Raw genomic sequence first — 19,410 nt, forward strand, 5'->3', positions numbered from 1 at the left:
GGGTCGCATGGCAAAGGCCGGTAGGCGGGAAGGCTTCTCGGGTCGGGGCGCCGCTGGCCCGGGGGCCAGGCGAACGCGGCTACAGGGAATCGCCCGGGAGCTGGGTCAGGACCTCGTAACCGTCATCGGTAACCGTCAGGGTGTGCTCCCATTGGGCCGAAGGGCTGTGATCCTTGGTGACGACTGTCCACTCGTCCGCCAGCAGCTTCACGTGGCGCTTGCCGAAATTGATCATGGGCTCGATGGTGAAAACCATGCCCTTTTCCAGGGTCATGCCCTCGCCGGGCTGGCCGTAGTGCATGACCTGGGGATCCTCGTGGAAGCCCTGGCCAATGCCGTGGCCACAGTATTCCCGAACCACGCTGCAGCGCTGGGATTCGGCGTAGGTCTGGATAGCGTGGCCAATGTCCCCCAGCGTAGCCCCCGGGCGCACCTGCTCGATACCCCGTACCATGGCCTCGTGAGCCACCTCGGAGACCTTGCGGCCCTTGGCGGTGGGCTCGCCCACATAGAACATCTTGCTGGTATCGCCGTGCCAGCCGTCCTTGTTGACGGTTATGTCGATGTTGAGGGTGTCGCCCTCGCGCAGCTCCTTGTCGCCGGGGATGCCATGGCAGACCTGATGGTTCACGGAGGTGCACACCGATTTGGGGAAACCGTGGTAATTGAGCGGCGACGGATAGGCGCCCTGCTCGTTGATGATGTAATCGTGGCAGATGCGGTCCAGCTCTCCGGTGGTTACGCCCGGCTTCACATGGGGGCGGATCATCTGCAGCACCTCCGCCGCCAAGCGACCGGAGACGCGCATCTGCTCGATCTCTTCGGGGGTCTTGATATGCACCGTCATGACTGTCCTGAGCTCGTTCGCTGACGTGGTATGGGTAATAATGGACCCTTCAAGAGGCCCCGAGTTCGTGGGCGGGAGCAAGGTCGATGGGCTCGGCGGCCGCCACTTCGACGGCCTCCGGGGTGATGCGGGTGCCGTAGGCGAGAACCTCGACCCCGGCCTCCCTGACCGACCGGAGGCGCTCGCCGTAGCCCGGATCGATGTGATCGGCGGGGCCGAAGCCGTCGCCGTCGGCGCGGTTGACCAGGAAAAACATCACGGCGCGGCCCCCGCTGGCGGCTAGGTCCGCCAGCTCGTCCAAGTGCTTGCGGCCGCGCTCGGTGACGGCATCGGGGAAGCGCACCCGCCCGTCGGTCGCCAGCAGGGTGGCGTTTTTCACCTCCACGTGGCAGGGCCCCTTCCCGGCGTCATCCAACAGGATGTCGATGCGGCTGTTTTGGCCGTACTTCACCTCCCGGCGCAGGTCGGCGTAGCCGGCAAGCTCGGGGACCCGGCCGGCGGCGATGGCCTCCGCCACCACCGCGTTGGACCGGTGGGTGTTGATCCCTACCCAACTGGTGCCGCTGTGGTAGAGCTCCCAGGTGTGCCCGAGTTTGCGCTTGGGCGAGTCGGCCGGCTGGATGGCCACCGCCTGCCCTGAGTCCTTGCACGTGGCCATGGAGCCGGAGTTGGGGCAATGGGCGGTGACCACGCTGCCGTCAGCGAGCTCCACGTCCGCCATGAACCGCTTGTAACGCCGGATCAAGTGGCCGTGCTGAAGGGGCTGCTCGAATTCCACGTTTGTCTCCCGGGGAAGGGGGCGACCGCCCCGAGGCCGACTGCGAGACTAGCCCGGGGCGGAATAGTCGCGTCATCCTACTACAATCGAGAATCAGCCCCAATTACGCCCACCCGCCGGTCTCGGCCCCGCCCGTTTGAAGAAGCTCCCGCCGTTACCTTTGTTGCCCGGAACCACCGAAAGGCTAGCCCGCTTTGCGGCGGAATCTTGCACGTCAGCTTAGGCCGGAAGTGAACCCGCTGAAGGCAGCCGTCACCCCGCTCCCGGTTCCCCCAACCCCGCCAGCCGATTTGTTTGTCGCCGGGTTGGGCCCTTGCAAAGACCTGAGTTATGCCTCCCGTCGCCAAGGATAGGATCCCGTTCACTTCGCCCTTTCGGTTGTGGTGTTTCCCTAACCGGAACGTTCCAGGCCAGGGGCGGAGTGTAGTAACTTTCCCGCCCGATCGCAGGAGGCTGCGATGTTTCAAGCCATCTTCAACCGGATACTACCCCCGGCCCTTTCCGGGGCCGCCGTGCACAGGACGCTGGGAGGGATAGCCCCCGCCCAGGCGGCGATCGGCTTCACCGACGGCGGCCAGAGCCTAAGCTCGAGCCGGAGCGAGGACGTGGCCGATCTTGACCGCGACGGCGACCGGGATGCCTTCGCCGCCAACCACTCCCACGTCGGCAATAGCGTTTTGGTTAACCAAGGTGGAACACATGTCGGCACCGAAGGCCAGTTCGCCGACTCCGGCCAAGACCTTGATAACGCAAATAGTTAGGGAGTGGCGGCGGAGGCGGGGGCTGGGCCCTGGCCCCGACCTCTGGCGGGGATCCCCTGGTGGGCCTGCTCGCCCCTTCCGGTCGGGCTATTCCTGGTCCGGCGGTGGCTGCCCGAGCGATAGAGCGACGAGGCACGGCAGTCATCTCGGGCGGGCGCTTCGCCGCCCCGCTTGCCGGGCCAAGGGCAGCCTTCGCCGCCGCCCTTCTGGGGATTCCCCGCCCCGCGCCGAGGATTGCCGCAAACCCCGCTCGATGGTATAAACATGGGCTTGTCATCCCGATGCCGGGCGGCTTCTACTGCAGTGGCAAGGCGCCGCCGGGCCGGGAAATTCGCACGTCCGCCGTCACGTTCGGTGGGGTGTCCCGCCCCTGCCCGGGCAGCCAAAGGTCGCCAAGGCCCCGATATCGGGGCCGGGCCAGGGGCGGGATCGCCGGACGCGGGCGGGCGGAGGAGCCAACCCCGCGCACAGGAGCTTTATCGTGGAACCTATCAGCATGCGCGAAATGCTGGAAGCGGGCGTCCATTTCGGGCACCGCACCAGCCGCTGGCACCCCAAGATGGGCCCCTACATCTTCGGGGCCCGTAAGAAGATCCACATCATCAACCTGGAAAAGACCGTGCCGCTGTTTGAGCAGGCCCGCGCTTTCCTGCGCGACCTCGCCCACGACGGCGGCAAGGTGCTGTTCGTCGGCACCAAGAGCCAGGCCCGCGATGCCGTCGCGGAGCAAGCCGAGCGCTGCGGCATGTACTACGTGAATCACCGCTGGCCCGGCGGCATGCTCACCAACTGGCAGACCATCCGCAACTCCATCCAGCGCCTCAAGGACATCGAGCGCATGCGGGAGGATGGCACCTTTGATGTCATTCCCAAGAAGGAGGCCCTGCTCCTCGAGCGCGAGCGCTCCAAGCTGGAGCGCAGCCTGGGCGGCATCAAGGACATGGGCGGTATTCCCGATGCTCTATTTGTGATCGATATGGAGCGCGAGCAGATCGCCGTCAACGAGGCCAAAAAGCTCGGCCTGCCGGTGGTGGCGGTGGCGGACACCAACGTCAACCCGCGCAAGGCCGACTACATCATCCCCGGCAACGACGACTCCGTGCGGGCGGTCCGTCTTTATACCGAGGCCGTGGCCGACGCCATCATCGAGGGGCGCCAAGTCAAGGAGCAGGAGATGACTAGCCCGGTGGGCAACGACGAGGAGATGGTCGAGGTCACCGAAGAGGGCGGCGGCGAGCAGTAACCGCTGCCCGCTCGCTTAAGCGCAGGCCGGCCGCCGGTTCCGCCGGCGGCGTCGGCCGTTCGAGGGGCCGCCAACGGCCCGCGTTCGCCAATGGATTGCAGGGAGAGTGGCAGGGCAATGAGTATTAGCGCACAGGACGTCAAGACCCTCCGCGAGCGCACCGGTGCCGGCATGATGGAGTGCAAAAAGTGCCTCACCGAAGCCGAGGGCGAAATGGAAAAGGCCATGGAGCTGCTCAAGCAGCGGGGCCTCGCCCAGGCCGAGAAAAAGGCCGGCCGCACCGCCGCCGAGGGGGTGGTGACCAGCTACATCCACGGCAACGGCCATATCGGCGTTCTAGTGGAGGTCAACTGCGAGACCGACTTCGTCGCCAAGACGGACGACTTCCAGAGCTTCGCCCGGGACATCGCCATGCACGTCGCCGCCTCCAACCCGGAGTTCGTCCGCCGCGATAACATCCCGGAGGACCGGGTGCAGTCGGAGAAGGATTTGATCAAGGCCCAGTCCGCCGACGACATCGCCGGCAAGCCCGACCACGTGGTGGATCAGATCCTCGATGGCAAGCTGAACAAGGCCCTTTCGGCCATAACCTTGCTTGACCAGCCCTTCGTCAAGGACCCCGACAAGACGGTCGAGGAGGTCACTAAGGAGTTGGTGGCCACCATCGGCGAGAACGTCCGGGTTCGCCGCTTCGAGCGCTACGAGGTGGGCGAGGGTATCGAGGTGGAGCAAGAGGATTTCGCCGAAGAAGTCAAGGCTCAGCTGGGCGAGGAGTAACCCCGTCTTGGCGGGCCTGTGGGCCCGGCCGGGCTAGGTTCTGGAAACGCCGTTTGTCAGGGGCGGGCGCTCGGCGTCTGCCCGATCATCGTACGGGGGACCACCGGGGTGAGCGAGTCCGAGACAACGCCGCAGGAGCCGGCTTACCGCCGCGTGTTGCTCAAGCTCTCCGGCGAGGCGCTCATGGGGGAGGAGGACTACGGCATCAGCCGGCCCTTTCTGGAGCGCATCGCCCTGGAGATCCAGGAAGTGGCGGCCAGCGGCGTCCAAGTGGCGGTGGTTATCGGCGGCGGCAACATCTTCCGGGGGGTGGCCCCGGCGTCGCACGACATGGACCGTGCCACCGCGGACTATATGGGCATGTTAGCCACGGTCATGAATGCCCTCGCCCTGCAGGATGCCCTGGAGAACGAGGGGCTTCCCACGCGGGTGCAGACCGCCATCAGCATGCAGCAGATGGCCGAGCCCTACATCCGGCGGCGGGCCATCCGCCACTTGGAGAAGGGCCGGGTGGTAATCTTCGGGGCCGGCACCGGCAACCCCTTCTTCACCACTGATACCGCCGCCAGCCTGCGCTCCATGGAGATCGGCGCCGAGGCAGTGCTCAAGGGCACCAAGGTGGACGGGGTCTATACCGACGATCCCATGACCAATCCGGAGGCCATGCGCTATCGTCATCTCACTTACATGGACGTGATCGCCCAGGACCTCAAGGTCATGGATGCCACCGCCATCACTCTGTGCCGGGACAACCACCTGCCCATCGTCGTCTTCAATTGCGTCAAGCCGGGCGCCCTGCGGCGAGTGGTCCTCGGCGAGGATGAAGGCACATTCGTGGGGCCGGAGGAGGCCGAACGATGATCGAGGATATTGAGCAGGACACCGAGCAGCGGATGCAAAAAAGCGTAGAGTCTCTCAAGGATGACCTCGCCAAGGTTCGCACCGGCCGAGCCAACGCCAGCATTCTGGACCCGGTGACGGTGGAGTATTACGGCTCCCAGGTGCCGCTTTATCAGGTGGCCAACTTGTCCGTCCCGGATGCCCGGTCCATCGTGGTCAAGCCCTTCGAGCGGGACCTGATGCCCAAGATCGAAAGCGCCATACGCAACGCTGATCTGGGCCTCAACCCCATCGCCACCAGCGATGTCGTGCGCGTTCCCATGCCCGAGCTCACCGAGGAGCGGCGCAAAGAGATGGCCAAGCACGTGCGTCAGCTCGGCGAGGGAGCCCGGGTGGCTATCCGCAATATCCGACGGGATGCCAACCAAGACCTAAAGCAGCTGGAGAAGGAGGGCGAGGCCAGCGAGGATGACGTGCGGCGGGCGGAGAAGGGGGTCCAGGAGCTCACCGACCGCTACATTGCCGAGGTGGATGCCATCCTCGACGCCAAAGAAGCCGATCTGATGGAGGTGTGACGGGGTGACCGTGGAGCAGGGATGGACGGACCTCAGGATCCCCCGCCACGTCACCATCATCATGGATGGCAACGGTCGGTGGGCGGCGGCCCGGCATATGCCCCGCATTGAGGGCCATCGCAGGGGGGTGGAGGCCGTCCGGTCCACTGTGCGCTCCTGCCGGGAAGCGGGGGTGGAGGCGCTCACCCTGTTTGCTTTCTCCAGCGAGAACTGGCGTCGCCCGGCGGGGGAGGTTAGCTCCCTTATGGGACTCTTTCGCTTCGTGCTCGAGCGGGAAGCGCAGGCGCTTCGGCGCAATGGGGTACGCCTTAGGGTGATTGGCGATCGCGATGGCCTCGGCGCCGACATGGCCCGTCAGATCGAGGTCGCCGAGGCGGCCACCGCCGACGTCGACGGCATGACCCTGACCATTGCCGCCAATTATGGCGGGCGGTGGGATATGATGCAGGCCGCGCGCCGTCTGAGCGCCGAAGTTGCGGCCGGCGAGCGGCATCCCGAAAGCATCACAGAAGAAGCCATTCGCTCGCGTATGGCACTAGCGGATCTGCCCGAACCGGATCTGTTCATCCGCACCGGTGGTGAGCAGCGCATCAGTAATTTCCTCATCTGGCAGCTGGCCTATACTGAGCTGTACTTTACGCCCGCCCTGTGGCCTGATTTTGATGAGTCGGCCCTGGAAGAGGCCTTCAAGAGCTTCAGCAAGCGTCAACGCCGATTCGGCCGCACCGGTGGTCAGGTCAATAAGGTCCCAAGCGATTAAGGCCCGGCTTCTCACCGCTATCGTCCTAATTGCCCTGGCTCTGGTTGGCATCTTCTACCTGCCGCCCATGGGTATTCTTGCCCTGGGTCTGATCCTGGCCCTTCTGGCCGGCCTGGAGTGGGCCGAATTGAGCCATATCCATCGTCGGTGGGCCCAATGGCCCTTTGCCCTGCTCGTGGTGGCCGCCACCGCCGTCTTGACCGGCCTTCGCCCCGAGGCGTTGGCAGCGGCGGCGCTGGTGTGGTGGCTGCTGGTTGCGGCGGAGATTCCCGTTTTCTGGCCCCAGACCGACGAGCTTGCCTACCGGGCCGCCAATGGCCTCGCCGGGCTGGCCACTCTGGGGCCGGCACTGGCGTTGTTGGTGGTCCTGGTGCGCGAATCCCCCTGGGAGGCGGTGACCCTGCTGGTGGCGGTGTGGGCGGCGGACGTGGGTGCCTATGCGGTGGGTAGCTTTTTGGGTCGGCACCGCTTGGTCCCCCACATCAGTCCAGGTAAGACCTGGGAGGGTCTGATAGGGGGTGCCGTGCTAGGCGCTGCGGCCGCCGGGGCCATGGCCTGGGGGGCCTCGGAGGTGGGTCCCATCCCGGTTTTCGCCGGGATAGGGGCGCTGGTGGCCCTTGTGGGGCAAGTCGGCGACCTGGCCGTGTCCATGATCAAACGCCGGGCGGGACGCAAGGATTCAGGGCGTTTCCTGCCTGGACATGGGGGCATTCTGGATCGCATCGACAGCCTGACCGCGGCCGTACCGGTCTATGTTCTGTGTCTACGAGGGGTAGGCCTATGAGGCGGGTGGTCATACTGGGGGCCACGGGCTCCATCGGTACCAGCACCTTGGAGGTCATGGCCCTGAGCCCGGAGCGCTACGAAGCCTTCGCTTTGGTGGCCAATCGCAGCGGCGAGGCCCTCCTCGAAGCCTGCCGCCGCCACCGTCCCCGCTATGCCGTTCTGCGTGATCCGGCCGCCGCGGAGGAACTGGTGGATCTCCTTGGCAGGGAAGGGCTGGAAGGCATCGAGGTGCGCTCCGGCGAGACGGCCATGCAGGAGGTAGCGGCGCATCCCGAGGCCGATCAGGTGGTGGCGGGCATCGTGGGCGCCGCGGGTCTGGAGCCCACCCTGGCTGCCGTGCGGGCCGGCAAGCGGGTGCTTCTGGCCAACAAGGAATGCCTGGTGATGGCCGGGGCCTTGTTTATGGAGGAAGCCCGCCGGAATGGGGCGACCATCATTCCGGTGGACAGCGAGCACAACGCCATCTACCAGGTGTTCCCACCCGCCGAGGCCCGCTCTGGTGTGCGTGCCATCCATCTGACCGCCTCCGGCGGTCCTTTCCGGACCCGGCTGGCGGACTCCCTGGCCGATGTGACCCCGGCCGAGGCGGTTGCCCACCCCAACTGGGACATGGGGCCCAAGATCTCGGTGGACAGCGCCACCATGATGAACAAGGCCCTCGAGGTGATCGAGGCCCACTGGCTGTTCGGGATCCCCCCGGACGGCATCGAGGTGGTCGTGCATCCGGAAAGCATTGTCCATTCCATGGTTGAGTACCTCGACGGCTCGGTGCTTGCCCAGATGGGCCATCCGGACATGCGCACCCCCATTGCCGCAGCGCTTTCCTGGCCCCAGCGCACCGAATCCGGCGTGATGCGCCTGGACCTGCCGGCCGTGGCCCAGTTGAACTTCGAGGCGCCCGATTTCGAGCGCTTCCCCGCCCTGGGCCAGGCCTACCGGGCCCTGGAGGTGGGCGGAACCGCCCCGGCCATCCTCAACGCGGCCAACGAGGTCGCGGTGGCGGCGTTCCTTGACGGCCAATTGGACTTTCCGGGAATCAGCCGGACCATCGCCGCGACCCTGGACCGGGCCATACCGGCCCGAGCCGACTCGCTAAATACGGTAAGGGCCGCCGATGTGGAAGCGCGGGAGGTCGCGACGGAAGTGTTAAGTAGTTAAGTATTAAGTAGTTAAGGCACAAAAACGGCCGGATTTTCGGTGGGGATGGGCCGTTCCCTTAAGGCTTAACTACTTAATACTTGAAACGCTCTACCGAGTTCACCCATGGATATCCTCTTTACCCTGGCCATGTTCGTCGTGGCCATCGGGGTCCTGATCACCGTTCATGAGTACGGCCACTTCTGGGTGGCCCGCCGTGTGGGCGTCAAGGTGATCAAGTTCTCCGTGGGCTTCGGCCCGGCCCTGCTGTCATGGAAGGGCAAGGACGGTGTGCAGTATGCCGTCTCAGCCCTGCCACTGGGTGGTTACGTCAAGATGGCCGGCGAGGTGCCTGGAGAGGAGTCCGACCTGGCGCCCGGGGAGCAGCACCGCGCCTATAGCCGCAAGCCGGTGCCCCATCGTATGTCGGTAGCAGCTGCCGGGCCGGTAATGAACTTTCTGTTCGCCGCCTTGGCCTTTGTCGTGGTGTATTTGATCGGGGTCCAGGGGGTGGTGCCCCAGGTGGGGTATGTAGCCGAGGAGACTCCGGCGGCCGAGGCGGGCCTGCGCCCGGGGGACCGCATCACAGCGGTGGATGGCAGCCCCGTCCAGTCCTGGCAAGAGGCCCGCGTCGGCCTAATGAGCGCCGCCATGGGCAGCGAGGAGGTGCCGGTAACGGTCGCGGGAGATGGCGCCAGCCGTCAGCTTCGGCTGGATCTATCGCATATCGGCGGGGAAAACCTGCAAAGGGGCTTCCTTTACCGAAGCATTGGTTTGGCCCCCTATCAGCCGGTGATCGCCGATGAGGTGGAAGAGGACTCTCCGGCGTCCCTGGCGGGGCTGCGCCCCGGGGACCGCATCATGGAGCTGGAGGGCGAGCCCTTGGCTTCCTGGATGCGCTTTCTGGACCGGGTTAGGGCTAGCCCCGGTGAGCCGTTGTCGCTGACGGTGGAAGGGGAGGCCGGTCAGCGCCGGCTAACCATCACCCCCGAGCGGGTGGTGGAAGAGGGCGAGCCCATCGGTCGCATCGGCATGCGCCCCGAGCCCCTTCCCGACGACCTTCGGGTCACCGTGCGCTACGGACCGGTGGCGGCCGTTGGCCAGGGCTTGGCCAAGACCGGAGAGATGCTGTGGCTGACCGTGGAGATGCTGGGCCGGATGATCACCGGCTCCGTCTCATCGGACAACCTGGGCGGGCCCATCGCCATTGCCCAGTTCGCCGGCCAGTCGGCGGAAGCCGGGCTGGTGCCCTTCTTGTGGTTCCTGGCCATGATCAGCCTGAGTCTGGGCTTTTTGAATCTGCTGCCCATACCGGTGCTGGACGGGGGGCATCTACTGTTCCAGGCGGTCGAGGGCCTGCGCGGTCGACCCCTTTCCGACGAGACCATGGTTCGCTGGCAGCAGGTCGGTATCGCCCTCTTGCTAGCGATCATGGCCTTTGCTTTTTACAACGATATCCAACGGCTCTTCCAGTAATGGCCAAGCTCCGCGCTGCGCTCGCTATGGTCGTGGCGGTCACCGGGCTCGTCACCGCCCAGCAGGTCGCCGCCTTCACCGTGGACGAGATCCGGATCCGGGGTGCCCAGCGGATCGAAGAAGGCACGGTCCGCAATTATTTGCCCGTTGCGGCAGGTGATGATCTGCAGGCGGGGGACACCCAACGGGCCATCCACGCGCTCTACGACACCGGCTTCTTCCAAGACGTCCGCCTTCTGCGCGAGGACGGCACCCTGATCGTGGCAGTAACCGAGAAGTCGGTGGTCACCGAAGTTGTCTTCGAGGGCCTGGAGCAGCTGGACGAGGAGCGGGTGCGGGAGGCCTTCCAATCCTTCGGTCTGGAAGAACGCAAGATGTTCTCCCGGGCCGCGCTCGGGCGGGCTACCCTGGAGCTGGAGCGCCAGTACCACGCCCAGGGCTATTACGCGGTGGATGTGGAAAGCCAGGTTAAAGAGGTGGGCGAGGAAGGCGTGCGGGTGGCCTTCAAGATCGACGAAGGTGAGCCGGCCAAGATCTCCCAGATCCAGATCGTAGGCAACGAGCGCTTCAGCGACGCCACATTAAAGGACCAGTTTCAGCTCAGCGATTCGGCCGCCTTTGCCTTCATGTCGGGCAGGGGGCAGTACGCTCGGCAGCGCCTCATGGGGGACTTGGAGGCGCTGCGCTCCTACTACATGGACCGGGGCCACATCCGTTTCCAGATCGATTCTACTCCGGTGCAGCTTTCGCCCGACCGCAAGCACGTCTTCGTCACCATCAACCTCACTGAGGGTGCCAAGTACAAGGTCGCCAACATCGATTTCCAGGGAAGCACGGTCGTCGGGGAGGATCAGCTTTGGCCGCTGGTTCAGCTGGACGAGAAGGATCTGTTCTCCCGCAGCAAGGTCCAGGACACGGTGGAAGCCATCTCCAGGCGGGTCGGGGACGAGGGCTTTGCCTTTGCCAATATCAACCCCGTGCCCAAGGTCGACGAGGAAAGTCAAACCGTGGATCTCACCTTCCGGGTGGATCCTGGCAAACGGGTCAATGTTCGTCGGGTCCAGATTGAGGGCAACAGCCGGACCCAGGACCGGGTCATCCGCCGCGAATTCCGGCAGATGGAGGCGGCCCGCTACCAGACGAGCAAGGTCGAGCGTTCCAAGCAACGGGTCAACCGACTGGGCTATTTTGAAGAGGTCAATCTGGAGACCCCGGCGGTCGGGGACTCCGGGGAAGCCGTGGATATGGATCTGTCGGTGAAGGAGCAGCCCACGGGCCAGTTCAGCATCGGCCTCGGTTTCTCAGACGTTGAGGGGCTTTTGTTCACCAGCTCCATCAAGCAGCAGAACCTCTTCGGGCGGGGCCAGCGGGTCTCCCTGAACGCCGACATCGGCGGGGTGAACCAGACCTTAAACGCTTCGATAACGGAGCCCTACTTTACCGTCAACGGTACCTCTCTCGGCGGGGACCTTTTCTTTACCAAGCGCGATACGGATCGGCTCTCCGTCTTCCGCTTCACCCAGGATCGGGCCGGCGGCGCAGTCCGCATGGGCTTCCCACTGTCTGAGTATTGGCGGGACTCGCTGCGGCTGGCCTTCGAGCGCACCGACACCGAGAGCGGAACCCTGGACTTGAGTGGCGGTGACAAGGAATTCCTCGGGGTGCAGAGCCACATCAAGCTCCGCAACACCCTGACCTACGATTCGCGGGGTTCCACCACCTTCCCCCGGCGGGGCTGGAAGACCAGTCTCCGCGGGGAGGTGTCCGTGCCTGGCGGGGATACTCGCTACTACGAGGTGGGCCTGGATTCCAAGGTGTATTTCCCGGTTTTCGATGCCTCGGCCTGGTCGCTGGGAATCAAAACCGCCCGTCTGGAAGGCTACGGCGGCAACCGGGTGCCGTTCTACGAGCGCTTCTATCTGGGCGGTGCGCGCAGCGTGCGCGGTTTCGAAACCTTCAGCCTGGGCCCGAAGGATGCCGATGGCGATCCGGTGGGTGGCGTGACCAAGCTCCAGGCCAACACCGAGTTGGTCTTCCCGTTCCCCGGTCAGGCTTCCGGGCGGGGCCTACGATGGGCCCTGTTCGCGGATACTGGCTGGGTGTACGGCGCCGGCGAGGAGATCGATCTCGACAAGCTGCGCGCCGCTGCGGGCGTGGGATTCCGCTGGTTCTCGCCCATGGGGCCGCTTCGGTTCGATTACGCCCTACCGGTGATCGAGGACCCCGGGGATGACACCAAACGCTTCCAGTTCACCATCGGAACCCAGATCTAGCCGCCCAAAGGGGTTGGGGCTTGCCGGTGGTAAGCCTAAACCAATTGGTCATTGCCGCTGACCGGTCGAGCCCCCTGCTCCGGGGCGCGCTATACTAACCGTTACAGCAAGGGGCCGGAGGGCCTAGGAGGAGTTCGCTATGGGGCACAGATGGAAATCGGTGATGCTGGCCGTCCTGGTGGCCGTTTTGGTCCCCGCCGCTCCGGCTGTAGCCGCTGAGTACAAAATCGGTTACGTGGATGTGCGCAAGGTGGTCCAGGAATCGGAGCAGGCCCAGCAAGCCAAGGGCGAGCTGGAGACCAAGGTTGCCGAGCGCAAGGAGCAGCTTGCGCGCAAGCGCCAGAAGGTGCAGGACCTGCAAAAGGAGCTGGAGAACCAGGGGAGCCTGATGAGCGAGGAGCAGGAGAAGGCCAAAAAGCGCCGTCTCCAGGAAGCCATGCGCGAGCTCCGCCGCCTCCAGCAACAGGCCCAGGAGGATCTCGACACCCGCAAGAATCAGGTGCTCAAGGACATCTACGATCAGGTCTTCCAGATCGCCAATCGGATCGGCAAGCAAGAGGAGTTCGACCTCATCCTTACCGCACCATCGGCCCTTTATGTGGCCGACCGCGTGGATCTGACCCAGCGCGTCCTGGCCGAGGTCAATGATGGCGGGAGCGGTGGTTGAATGCCTAGGGCCCGTCAAGCGTCCACGACGGGAGAACTGGCGGCGGAGCTCGGGGCCGAGCTTCGTGGTGCCGAGGATATCGCCGTCACCGGGGCTTCTACGCTGGAAGCCGCCGATACCGGCGACTTGGCCTTTTTTACCAGCAAGCGCTACCTGAACCAGCTGGAGGCCACCGAAGCGGCGGCGGTGATCTTAGACGCGGAGGCGGCCCCGGCCTGTCCCACTGTGGCCCTACTTGTAGCCAATCCCTACGCTGCCTGGGCGCGGGCACTGGAACGCCTGTTCCCGGAGCCGGTGCCTGAGCCGGGTGTTCATCACAGTGCCGTCATCGGCCCCGAGGCCGAGGTCGATCCAGCTGCCCGCGTCGACGCCCATGCCGTAATCGGGGCCAGAAGCCGAGTGGAGGCCGGCGCCTGGATCGAGGCCAATGCGGTGCTGGGCGCGGATTGTCGCGTCGGTGCCGGGACCCGGATCGGTCCCAACGCCACCCTGTATGACGGTACCGAGGTGGGTGAACGGGCCCATATCCATGCCTCGGCTGTACTGGGGTCTCGAGGCTTTGGCCTGGCCCCGGAGGGTGAGGGCTACCGCGAGATCCCGCAGGTGGGCCGGGTGGTGGTGGCGGATGATGTGGAGATCGGTGCCGGCACCGCCATCGACCGGGCGGCCTTGGAAGAGACCCGCGTCGGCCGCGGGGCCAAGATCGACAACCTGGTCCAGATCGCCCATAACGTCCAAATCGGTGACCATTGCGTCATATCGGGCCAGGTGGGCTTCGCCGGCAGCACCGAGCTTGGCAGCCACTGCACCGTTGCCGCCCAGGCAGGCGTCGCCGGCCACCTTCAGGTGGCCGGCGGCACCACCATCAGCGCCAAAGCCGGTGTCATCAGCGATATCGGGGAGCCCGGGGTGTATTCGGGCTTCCCCCACCAACCCCACGCGAAATGGCGGCGGGACATGGCCGCCCTCCGTCATCTCCGGGAGCTGCGCAAGCGTCTGGAGGCCCTGGAGCGGGTGACCAAGGCAAACGGCCAAGGAGATTCGTGACGTGGAAGGGAATCAGAACGAGCTCGGCATTGAGACCATTCTCAACCATCTCCCCCACCGCTACCCCTTCCTGCTGGTGGATCGGATCCTCGACTGGGAGGCGGGTACCCGCATGACTGCGGTTAAGAACGTGACCTTCAACGAGCCGTTCTTCAATGGCCATTTCCCCGATTACCCCATCATGCCGGGAGTGCTGATTGTCGAGGCCATGGTCCAGGTGGGCGGGCTTTTGGCCTGCAAATCCGAGCCCGAGGCCGATCGCAACAAGTTATTGTACTTTATGGGGATCGATAAGGCCCGCTTTCGGCGCCCGGTGACCCCCGGAGACCAGGTGCGTATGGAGGTGGAGGTCACCAAGCACCGGGGCAAGGTCTGGCAATTCGAGGCGGTTGCCCTAGTGGACGGCGAGCGCGTCGCCGATGCCCAGCTCATGGCCACTATCACGGCGGAATGACGTCATGATCCACGAAACGGCGTTGGTCGACCCCCGGGCCGAGGTGGCCAACGATGTGGAGGTAGGTCCGTTCACCATGATCGGACCGGGTGTCCGACTGGGTGCGGGCTGCCGCGTTGGCCCCCATGCGGTCGTGGAGGGCAATACCGACCTGGGCCCCGGCTGCCAGGTGTACCAGTTCGCCTCGGTGGGGGCGCCGCCCCAGGACCAGAAGTTCGCCGGCGGTAATACCCGCCTGGAGGTGGGCGCCGGTACCGTTATCCGGGAGTGCGCTACACTGCACGTGGGCACCGAGGAGGATGAGGGTGTCACCCAGGTTGGGGCCGATTGCCTGGTGATGGCCTATGTGCATATCGCCCACGATTGCCGGGTGGGCGATGGCGTCATACTGTCCAATGCGGTGACGCTAGCTGGCCACGTTCACGTCGGTGACCATGTTGTGCTCGGCGGCATGAGCGCCATCCATCAGTTCAGCCGCATCGGCCCCTATGCCTTCATCGGGGGGGCCTCGGCGGTCTCCATGGATGTGCCGCCGTATGCCTCGGTGGCGGGCAATCGGGCAAGGCTGTACGGGCCAAACTCGGTGGGGCTGGAGCGCGCCGGTTTCTCCAGGGAGACCGTCGACGGCCTCAAGCGGGCGTTCAAGGCCCTGTTCCACAAGAAGCGGCCGCGCGAACAGGCCTTGGCGGAAATGGCCGAAAGCCCCGATGCCGCCATTCCCGAGGTGCGAGAGCTGATGGACTTCTTCCGGGAATCCGAACGGGGAGTGGTGCGGTGAGCCCGCCTAAGTTGCGCCGATCCAAACTGCAACGAGGCGGCGCGTCAGCGGCGACCCCGCCTAAGTCTATCCGACCTAAACGCCAACGGAACGGCGCGTCGGCGGCGGTCGAAGCCGCCTCGGGCGATGGGCTCATCGGGCTGATTGCGGGCTACGGACGCTTTCCTCTGCTTTACGCGCAGAACCTCAAAGCTCAAGGCTATCGCATTTTTTGTGCCGCCATCCGCGAGGAGACCGATCCGGCGGTGGCCGAGGTGGTCGACGACTGCCGCTGGCTGCGGCTGGGCCAGCTGGGCAAGCTGATCGACGCCTTCCGCGACGCCGGGGTCGGCGAGGCGGTCATGGCCGGCAAGGTGCACAAGACCCGGATCTATCAGCTGCGCCCCGATATGCGGGCCGTTCGGCTCATGGCCCGAGCTCCGGATCACAAGGACGACACCCTGCTGGGAGCCGTAGCCGACGAATTGGAGCGCAATGGCATCCGGTTGGTTTCTTCCATTGCCCATGCGGGTGAGCTGCTGCCCGGTCCCGGTCCCCTGACCCGGCGGGCTCCCAATGGGGAGGAGCGTGGTGACATCGACTTCGGCTGGGATCTGGCCAAGGCCGTGGCCGGGCTCGATGTGGGCCAGAGCATGGTCATCAAGAACCGGGCGGTTATGGCGGTAGAGGCGATAGAAGGCACCGACGCTGCCATTGCCCGCGGTGGCGAGCTGGGTGGCGGCGGCGGGGTCACCGTGGTCAAGGTCGCCAAACCGAGCCAGGATGTCCGCTTCGACGTGCCCACCGTGGGGACCGACACCATCCGGGCCATGGCGGCGGTGGGGGCCAGCTGCCTGGCCCTGGAGGCGGGCATGACGCTGGTCCTGGACCGCGCGGAGCTGGTGGCCGAGGCCGATGCCGCGGGCATTGCCATCGTTATGGAAAAGGGGACTCAGGGTGCCGCAGAGGAAGGACCCCAATGAGTGAGCCAATTCGTGCCGGCGTTCTGGGCGTCGGCAGCCTGGGCCGCTATCACGCCCAGAAGTACGCCGCCCATGCGGGAACCGAGCTGGTGGGTGTGTTCGACCCTGACATGGAGCGGGCCGAAGGGGTCGCCGCCGAGACCGGCTGCGTCGCCTTCCCCGATGCCGGGTCCCTGGTAGAGAGGGTGGACGCGCTGACCATCGCCGCCCCCACCGAAGTCCACGCCGCCCTGGGCGTGAAGGCCCTGAACGCCGGGGTGGATGTCCTCATGGAAAAACCCCTGGCGGCAAATCGGTCGGAGGCGGACGATCTGGTCGCCGCTGCCGACGCCTCGGGCCGGATCCTCCAGGTGGGCCATCTCATGCGCTTCCATCCCGGCGTGCGTCGGCTCGCCGAAAGCGGCATGGATCCTCGCCCCCCGCAATACCTGGAGGCCAACCGCCTCAACACCTTCCAGCCTCGGTCGCTGGATATCGACGTCATTCTCGATCTGATGGTCCACGACTTAGACCTGATCCTGCGCTGGGTAGACTCCCCTGTGGCCGAGGTGCGCGCCATCGGCATCCCGGTGGTCACCGACAAGGTGGACATGGCCAACGCCCGCATTGCCTTCGAAAACGGCGCCGTGGCCAACCTCACCGCCTCCCGAGTGGCTCGTAAGCAGGTCCGCGAGGTTCGGATGTTCCAGCCCCATCGCTACGTCTCTGTGGATTTCGTGGACAGCACCATGGGGGTCTACGAGCTCGATGAGTCCGCCGATGACAGCCCCGTTCCCGGCACTCGGGGCAAGCAGCTGGAGCTCGACGCCGCCGACCTGCTGGCCGAGGAGGTGGACGCCTTCGTCCAGGCCTGTGCCGGTGGGCTCAGCGACGGGGTCAGCGGCCGCGAGGGTCGGGCCGCCCTGAGCCTGGGACTGGATGTGCGCGCCGCCATCGAGGACCATTTCGAGCGCTACGGTGCTGGCAGCCTGCATCAGGGGGTGGCGCCATGACCACCCCCATGGTGGACCTTTCCGCTCAGATGGCCGGGCTCATGGCAGAGATCGAGCCGGAGCTCCGCGAGGTGCTGGCCTCGGGTCAGTTCATTCTGGGCCCGCGCGAGCAGGCCTTCGAAGCCGAGGCCGCCGAGTTTTTGGGGGTAAGGCGGGCCGTGGGCGTGGCCTCCGGAACCGACGCCCTCCATCTGGCTTTGCGCGGGGCGGGTGTCGGTCCGGGCGACGAAGTCATAACCACGCCGTTTTCCTTCGCCGCCACCGCCGAGGCCATTCTCTACACGGGTGCGACCCCGGTGTTCGCCGATATCGACCCCTATACCCTCAACCTCGATCCGGAGCGCGCTGAAGCGGAGGTAACCGGTCGCACCAAGGCCCTGCTGCCCGTTCATCTTTTCGGCCAGCCGGTGGCCATGGAAGCCTTGGACGACGTCGCCGAGCGCTTCGGGCTGACCGTCATCGAGGACTGCGCCCAAAGCTTCGGGGCTGCGCGGAGTGGGCGCATGACGGGCGCCTGGGGTAGGGCCGGGGCCTTTAGCTTCTTTCCCAGCAAAAACCTCGGCGGCGCCGGCGACGGTGGGCTGGTCACCACCGACGACGATGACTTCGCCGATCACCTGCTGCGGCTGCGCAATCACGGCTCAAGTCGGCCCTACTACCACGACGAGCTGGGCTTTAATAGCCGGCTGGACGAGTTCCAGGCGGTGGTGCTGCGCGCCAAGCTACGCCATATCCGGGCCTACAACGAGGGCCGGCGGCGGGTGGCCATGGCCTACCGCCGCAATCTGGCCGAGGCCGTCGTCCACCTGCCCAACGAGGCGGTGGAGGGCACCCACGTCTACCACCAGTTCGTGATCCAGGCCAGCAACCGCGACGAGGTACGGGATGCCCTCCAGGCCGCCGACATCGCCTCGGCCGTTTACTACGCGGTGCCACTCCACCGCCAGCCGGTGTTCGCCCCCCATGCCGGGGACGCCCGCTGCGACGTGGCCGACCGGGTGGCCCAACGGGTGTTGGCCCTGCCTATTTTTCCTGAGCTGGCCAAGGAGGAGGTGGAGCGCATCGCCGCCGTGGTGGAGGGGTCGGCCCGTCCGTGACCGATGTAGCCGCCAAGGCCGGTTCGCGGGTCCTCATCGTGGCCGGCGAGGCCTCCGGCGACGCCATCGGGGCTGGCCTCATCAGGGCCTTGCGCGAGCGCCTGCCGGACGCTTCTTTCGAGGGCGTGGCCGGACCCCGCATGGAGGCCGCCGGCTGCCGGGCCCTGTTTCCTGTGGACAAGCTTGCCGTGGTGGGACTGACCGAAGTCCTGCGCCACTTCCGAGGCATCCGCGCCGTTTTTAGGGGCCTCCAGGAACGCCTCCGGGCGGACCCGCCGGACCTGCTGGTGTGCGTCGACCTGCCGGATTTCAACCTACGTCTGGCCAAGGCGGCTAAGCGCGCCGGTGTCCCCGTGGTGTATTACGTCAGCCCCCAGGTGTGGGCCTGGCGCCAGGGACGGGTGCGTGCCATTGCGCGGCTAGTGGATCACATGATGGTCATCTTCCCCTTCGAGACCGCCCTCTACGAGGCCGCCGGGGTGCCGGTTACCTACGTAGGCCACCCCGTGGTGGAGCGTTTGGCCGAGGTCTCCGGCCGGTCCCAGGCCCGCCAATCCTTGGGGCTGTCGACGGAGGGGCCGATGGTGGCTCTGCTCCCCGGCAGCCGGCGTTCCGAGGCCCTGCGCATGGTGCCCATCCTGCTGGAGGCTGCCGAGCGCCTGTCCGAACGGCACCCCGGCGTACGCTTTGTGCTGCCGGTGGCGGGTCCTCAGGTGGCTCGCGTTCTGGACGAGGCCCAGTCCGAGATGGGGCCGCCGGACTTGGTCCGCTGCGAAGACAGCGTGACCGCCACCGCCGCTGCCGACTGTGCCGCGGTGACTTCGGGGACGGCCACCCTGGAGACGGCGGTGGTGGGCACGCCCCTGATCGTTCTCTACAAGCTGTCACCGCTGACTTTCTGGTTGGCCCGCAGGTTGGTCAAGGTGCCGTATATCGGCATGGTCAATCTGATCGCCCACCGCGAAGTTGCCCCCGAGCTGATCCAGGAGGACTGCGAGCCGGAGACGGTGGCAACGGTCCTGGAGGAGCTATTGGCCGACCCCGAGCGCCTGGCCCGGGCCCGGGCCGATCTGGCGGAAGTGCGCGAGACCCTAGGCACGCAGCCTTCGGCGCGGGCCGCCGAGGTGGTGGCGGGGTTTTTGTGACCAAGATTGAGGACG

20 protein-coding genes are annotated in these 19,410 nt (G+C 65.8%); 18 read left to right on the plus strand and 2 right to left on the minus strand.

What is annotated here, in order from left to right; all coding sequences use genetic code 11:
* Window positions 1-79 precede the first annotated feature (79 nt).
* Window positions 80-847, minus strand: coding sequence for a type I methionyl aminopeptidase (gene map / locus V5A19_RS01375; RefSeq protein ID WP_332317315.1), 768 nt, complete (start codon window positions 845-847; stop codon window positions 80-82).
* Between the two features lie 49 nt (window positions 848-896).
* Window positions 897-1,625, minus strand: a complete 729-nt coding sequence (sfsA, locus tag V5A19_RS01380) for a DNA/RNA nuclease SfsA (protein WP_332317316.1) — start codon at window positions 1,623-1,625, stop codon at window positions 897-899.
* Window positions 1,626-2,083: 458 nt separating this feature from the next.
* On the opposite strand from sfsA, the gene V5A19_RS01385 reads away from it, so the two are divergent.
* The 18 genes from V5A19_RS01385 (at window position 2,084) to lpxB (ending at window position 19,395) form a co-directional block, all read left to right on the plus strand.
* A complete protein-coding gene (locus tag V5A19_RS01385) occupies window positions 2,084-2,386 on the plus strand; it encodes a hypothetical protein (protein WP_332317317.1) in 303 nt (100 codons plus the stop codon).
* Between the two features lie 481 nt (window positions 2,387-2,867).
* Window positions 2,868-3,629 (plus strand): 30S ribosomal protein S2, encoded by a 762-nt coding sequence (gene rpsB, locus V5A19_RS01390; RefSeq protein WP_332317318.1) that lies wholly within the window; start codon window positions 2,868-2,870, stop codon window positions 3,627-3,629.
* A gap of 117 nt (window positions 3,630-3,746) precedes the next feature.
* Window positions 3,747-4,406, plus strand: a complete 660-nt coding sequence (gene tsf, locus V5A19_RS01395; protein WP_332317319.1) for a translation elongation factor Ts — start codon at window positions 3,747-3,749, stop codon at window positions 4,404-4,406.
* A gap of 108 nt (window positions 4,407-4,514) precedes the next feature.
* A complete protein-coding gene (pyrH, locus tag V5A19_RS01400) occupies window positions 4,515-5,267 on the plus strand; it encodes a UMP kinase (protein ID WP_332317320.1) in 753 nt (250 codons plus the stop codon).
* The gene (gene frr, locus V5A19_RS01405; protein WP_332317321.1) at window positions 5,264-5,821 is read left to right on the plus strand and encodes a ribosome recycling factor; all 558 of its coding nucleotides are present in this window, start codon (window positions 5,264-5,266) and stop codon (window positions 5,819-5,821) included. Before pyrH ends, frr begins: the two co-directional genes overlap by 4 nt.
* 4 nt (window positions 5,822-5,825) lie before the next feature.
* Window positions 5,826-6,581 carry a polyprenyl diphosphate synthase gene (gene uppS, locus V5A19_RS01410; RefSeq protein ID WP_332317322.1) on the plus strand — a complete coding sequence of 252 codons (756 nt, stop codon included), beginning with the start codon at window positions 5,826-5,828 and terminating at the stop codon, window positions 6,579-6,581.
* On the plus strand, window positions 6,484-7,365 hold the full coding sequence (locus tag V5A19_RS01415; RefSeq protein ID WP_332317323.1) for a phosphatidate cytidylyltransferase: 882 nt from the start codon (window positions 6,484-6,486) through the stop codon (window positions 7,363-7,365). Before uppS ends, V5A19_RS01415 begins: the two co-directional genes overlap by 98 nt.
* Entirely contained in the window at window positions 7,362-8,525 is a 1,164-nt protein-coding gene (locus V5A19_RS01420; RefSeq protein WP_332317324.1) for a 1-deoxy-D-xylulose-5-phosphate reductoisomerase, read from the plus strand. The genes V5A19_RS01415 and V5A19_RS01420 overlap by 4 nt, the downstream gene beginning before the upstream one ends.
* A 105-nt stretch (window positions 8,526-8,630) precedes the next feature.
* Complete coding sequence (gene rseP / locus V5A19_RS01425; protein ID WP_332317325.1) at window positions 8,631-9,980, plus strand: RIP metalloprotease RseP; 1,350 nt, start codon at window positions 8,631-8,633, stop codon at window positions 9,978-9,980.
* The gene (gene bamA, locus V5A19_RS01430; RefSeq protein ID WP_332317326.1) at window positions 9,980-12,253 is read left to right on the plus strand and encodes an outer membrane protein assembly factor BamA; all 2,274 of its coding nucleotides are present in this window, start codon (window positions 9,980-9,982) and stop codon (window positions 12,251-12,253) included. The genes rseP and bamA overlap by 1 nt, the downstream gene beginning before the upstream one ends.
* A gap of 139 nt (window positions 12,254-12,392) precedes the next feature.
* Window positions 12,393-12,920, plus strand: a complete 528-nt coding sequence (locus V5A19_RS01435; protein ID WP_332317327.1) for an OmpH family outer membrane protein — start codon at window positions 12,393-12,395, stop codon at window positions 12,918-12,920.
* Complete coding sequence (gene lpxD / locus V5A19_RS01440) at window positions 12,921-13,967, plus strand: UDP-3-O-(3-hydroxymyristoyl)glucosamine N-acyltransferase (protein ID WP_332317328.1); 1,047 nt, start codon at window positions 12,921-12,923, stop codon at window positions 13,965-13,967.
* A 1-nt stretch (window position 13,968) separates the two neighbouring features.
* Window positions 13,969-14,421, plus strand: a complete 453-nt coding sequence (gene fabZ, locus V5A19_RS01445; RefSeq protein ID WP_443081384.1) for a 3-hydroxyacyl-ACP dehydratase FabZ — start codon at window positions 13,969-13,971, stop codon at window positions 14,419-14,421.
* Between the two features lie 4 nt (window positions 14,422-14,425).
* Entirely contained in the window at window positions 14,426-15,199 is a 774-nt protein-coding gene (gene lpxA / locus V5A19_RS01450) for an acyl-ACP--UDP-N-acetylglucosamine O-acyltransferase (protein ID WP_332317329.1), read from the plus strand.
* Window positions 15,200-15,342: 143 nt separating this feature from the next.
* Window positions 15,343-16,161, plus strand: a complete 819-nt coding sequence (locus tag V5A19_RS01455) for an LpxI family protein (protein ID WP_443081388.1) — start codon at window positions 15,343-15,345, stop codon at window positions 16,159-16,161.
* Window positions 16,158-17,153, plus strand: a complete 996-nt coding sequence (locus V5A19_RS01460; RefSeq protein WP_332327676.1) for a Gfo/Idh/MocA family protein — start codon at window positions 16,158-16,160, stop codon at window positions 17,151-17,153. Before V5A19_RS01455 ends, V5A19_RS01460 begins: the two co-directional genes overlap by 4 nt.
* Complete coding sequence (locus V5A19_RS01465; protein ID WP_332317332.1) at window positions 17,150-18,250, plus strand: DegT/DnrJ/EryC1/StrS family aminotransferase; 1,101 nt, start codon at window positions 17,150-17,152, stop codon at window positions 18,248-18,250. Before V5A19_RS01460 ends, V5A19_RS01465 begins: the two co-directional genes overlap by 4 nt.
* Entirely contained in the window at window positions 18,247-19,395 is a 1,149-nt protein-coding gene (lpxB, locus tag V5A19_RS01470; RefSeq protein ID WP_332317333.1) for a lipid-A-disaccharide synthase, read from the plus strand. Before V5A19_RS01465 ends, lpxB begins: the two co-directional genes overlap by 4 nt.
* The last annotated feature ends 15 nt before the right edge of the window (window positions 19,396-19,410 follow it).

Origin of the sequence: Thiohalorhabdus sp. (assembly GCF_036628635.1) — a bacterium.
Taxonomy (GTDB): domain Bacteria; phylum Pseudomonadota; class Gammaproteobacteria; order Thiohalorhabdales; family Thiohalorhabdaceae; genus Thiohalorhabdus.